Below are 2653 nucleotides of genomic sequence, written 5' to 3'. Positions count from 1 at the left end.
AAAAGTTTTTTTCTTGTGGAATGGGCATCTTGCCCGTTCCAAAATTTGATTAAAAGGACTTTTGCAAGAGGTCTATTAGTGTTGGCAAATGCTTGGGTTTAGAAAACAAATTAGCAGACTTTTGGGATAGCAATTTGTACGGCGAACACGATAAAATTACAACTTACTTCGAGGACTATTTATTAAAAAAAACAGACTGTACTTTTGATATTGGTTTTGCAAAATGTCGATCGCGTTTTTGAACAAGAATTATTTAGAATGGATTTTTGTCGCTTGTTGCGATCGTGGAGTCAACTACACGCGGAAGCAAATCACTTTGCTGAACTTTGGAAAAAGTTGCGGTTGATAGTGGTTCACTGGACAAATGTTTACGCTTCCTTACATATTCACTTCTCTCTTGTGATTTAACCTGTTTTCATCCAGCCTCTATCTTGGCGGTGGGAAATTTCTCGTTGCCTACTTGTAGCAGCAAGTGTCGCCATAGCCATTGGTGGCGACCTTTGCGATACCGCAACCTGCGTTGCGGCGATCGGTTACTACAGAACTTCAATCAAAGCATCGCCCATTGCCCGACAGCCGACGAGTTTCATGCCTTCTGACATGATATCGCCAGTGCGATAACCTCGATCTAAAACTTCGACAACTGCTTGCTCGATTTTATTAGCAGCTTCGGGCTGATTTAAGGCGTAGCGCAGCATCATTGCCGCGCTTAAAACTTGGGCGATGGGATTTGCTTTATCTTGTCCGGCGATGTCCGGTGCGGAACCGTGGACGGGTTCAAAAACTCCCGGCCCGGTTGCTCCCAAACTAGCAGAAGGCAGCATCCCAATGCTACCAGTTAGCATCGCCGCCGCATCGGAAAGAATGTCGCCGAATAAATTGCCGGTGACAATTGTATCGAACTGTTTCGGCCAGCGAATTAACTGCATTGCTGCGTTGTCAACGTAGAGGTGAGAAAGTTCGACATCAGGGTATTCTGAAGAAAGGGCAATAATACGATCGCGCCACAGTTGCGAAACATCCAAAACATTCGCTTTATCAACGGAACACAGCCTTTTCCCCCGCTTCCTGGCCGTCTCAAAAGCAACTCGCCCGATTCTGTCAATTTCCGACTCGGTGTAAGCCATCGTATTAACGCCGCGTTTTTCGCCTGTTTCCGTCTCAAAAATACCTTTCGGTTTGCCGAAATAAATGCCGCCTGTGAGTTCGCGGATTACCATAATATCCACGCCTTCGACAACTTCCCGTTTCAAACTAGAAGCATCAACCAATTGCGGTAAAATAGTCGCCGGCCGCAAATTTGCAAACAACCCTAATCCCGCGCGCAGCCCTAATAATCCCGTTTCCGGGCGCTGTTCGCGCGGCAAATTATCCCACTTGTAACCGCCGATGGCTGCTAACAATACTGCATCGCTGTTCCGGCATTTTAAGAGTGTTTCTTCAGGCAGCGGATTGCCTGTTGCGTCAATAGCAGCGCCGCCCATTAAAGCTTCTTGAAATTCAAAGCCGATGTCCAATTGTTGACCGACAAGTTTCAGGACATCTACCGCCACAGCGATAATTTCAGGGCCGATGCCGTCTCCTGGTAAAAGAGTGATGCGGTAGTTTTGAGTCATATCGATTTAGGAATTTTGATTGTTGATTTGAGATTGAGAGTTAATGGGAATTCTTTGGAAATGCCAGACATTCTCACAAGGCTATAATCATATCAGGATAAGCAACCTCAGAATTCATTATGACATTCCCGACTTACCCGCCTGCTCAAGCTGAACCGCCTCTAGACCCCCGGCAGAGTTTGCCAACAATGTACGATTTACCTAGCGAAGACCCAAAGGAGCCAGGTTTGCCAGATACCTTTCATTTAGATCAGCCGCAACTCTTGGAATTCACGTTTTTGCCGCCGGGATGGGATGCGGAACAAGTCTTTACGGCCAGTGACCTAAATTTGTATTACGATGCAACAGAGCCTCGCTGGCATAAACGCCCGGATTGGTTTGCTGCGGTGGGTGTGCCAAGGCTTTATCAAGGGCGCGATATGCGTTTGAGTTATGTAGTTTGGCAAGAACGGGTAAATCCGTTTGTGGTGGTGGAATTGCTATCGCCGGGAACTGAAGATGAAGATTTAGGGCGGACTGTTCAGCAAGCTGGGGAACCGCCGACTAAGTGGCAAGTTTACGAACAGATTTTGCGGATTCCTTACTATTTTGTGTTCAGTCGCTACACGGATGAATTGCAAGCTTTTCATCTCGTAGGTGGCCACTATGAACCTGTACAATTAATTGATGGGCGGCTATTTATTCCTGAGTTGCAGTTGACATTAGGTTGGTGGCAAGGCACTTATAAGAGTATGAATCGTTTGTGGCTGCGGTGGTTTACGGCCCAAGGAGGGTTGATTTTGAGTCCGGGTGAAAGGGCGACGGCGGCGGAACGGCAACTGATAGAATCTCAACAGCAACTGATAGAATCTCAACAGCAACTGACAGAATCTCAACAGCAACTCATAGAATCTCAACAGCGAGAGGAAAGACTAGCGGCGCGGTTGCGGGAGTTAGGTATCGATCCTGAACAGTTGGTTTAATAGACCTCTTGCAAAAATCCTTTCATCAATTGATGGAACGGGCTCTCCGGCCCGTTCCACAAGAGTTATTTTTTC

Annotated in this window: 4 protein-coding genes; 3 read left to right on the top strand and 1 reads right to left on the bottom strand. The window is 46.8% G+C overall.

All coding sequences use genetic code 11. The annotated features are described in order from the left end of the window. Positions 1–92: 92 nt before the first annotated feature. Positions 93–242: a hypothetical protein gene (locus QUB70_RS32860; protein WP_442927867.1), complete on the top strand. Its 150-nt coding sequence runs from the start codon at positions 93–95 to the stop codon at positions 240–242. Further along, on the top strand, positions 205–408 hold the full coding sequence (locus tag QUB70_RS32270; RefSeq protein ID WP_332985879.1) for an AAA-like domain-containing protein: 204 nt from the start codon (positions 205–207) through the stop codon (positions 406–408). Before QUB70_RS32860 ends, QUB70_RS32270 begins: the two co-directional genes overlap by 38 nt. A gap of 128 nt (positions 409–536) precedes the next feature. On the opposite strand, the gene leuB is transcribed toward QUB70_RS32270, so the two are convergent. After that, complete coding sequence (gene leuB / locus QUB70_RS32265; protein ID WP_332985878.1) at positions 537–1616, bottom strand: 3-isopropylmalate dehydrogenase; 1080 nt, start codon at positions 1614–1616, stop codon at positions 537–539. A gap of 119 nt (positions 1617–1735) precedes the next feature. Here leuB and QUB70_RS32260 point away from each other — a divergent pair, with 119 nt between their 5' ends. After that, positions 1736–2578 (top strand): Uma2 family endonuclease, encoded by an 843-nt coding sequence (locus QUB70_RS32260; RefSeq protein ID WP_332985877.1) that lies wholly within the window; start codon positions 1736–1738, stop codon positions 2576–2578. Positions 2579–2653 lie beyond the last annotated feature (75 nt).

It is taken from the genome of Microcoleus sp. A003_D6, assembly GCF_036702825.1.
Taxonomy (GTDB): domain Bacteria; phylum Cyanobacteriota; class Cyanobacteriia; order Cyanobacteriales; family Microcoleaceae; genus Microcoleus.
The sequence above is the reverse complement of the archived record's forward strand: the minus strand, read 5'-3'. Positions and strand labels throughout refer to the sequence as shown.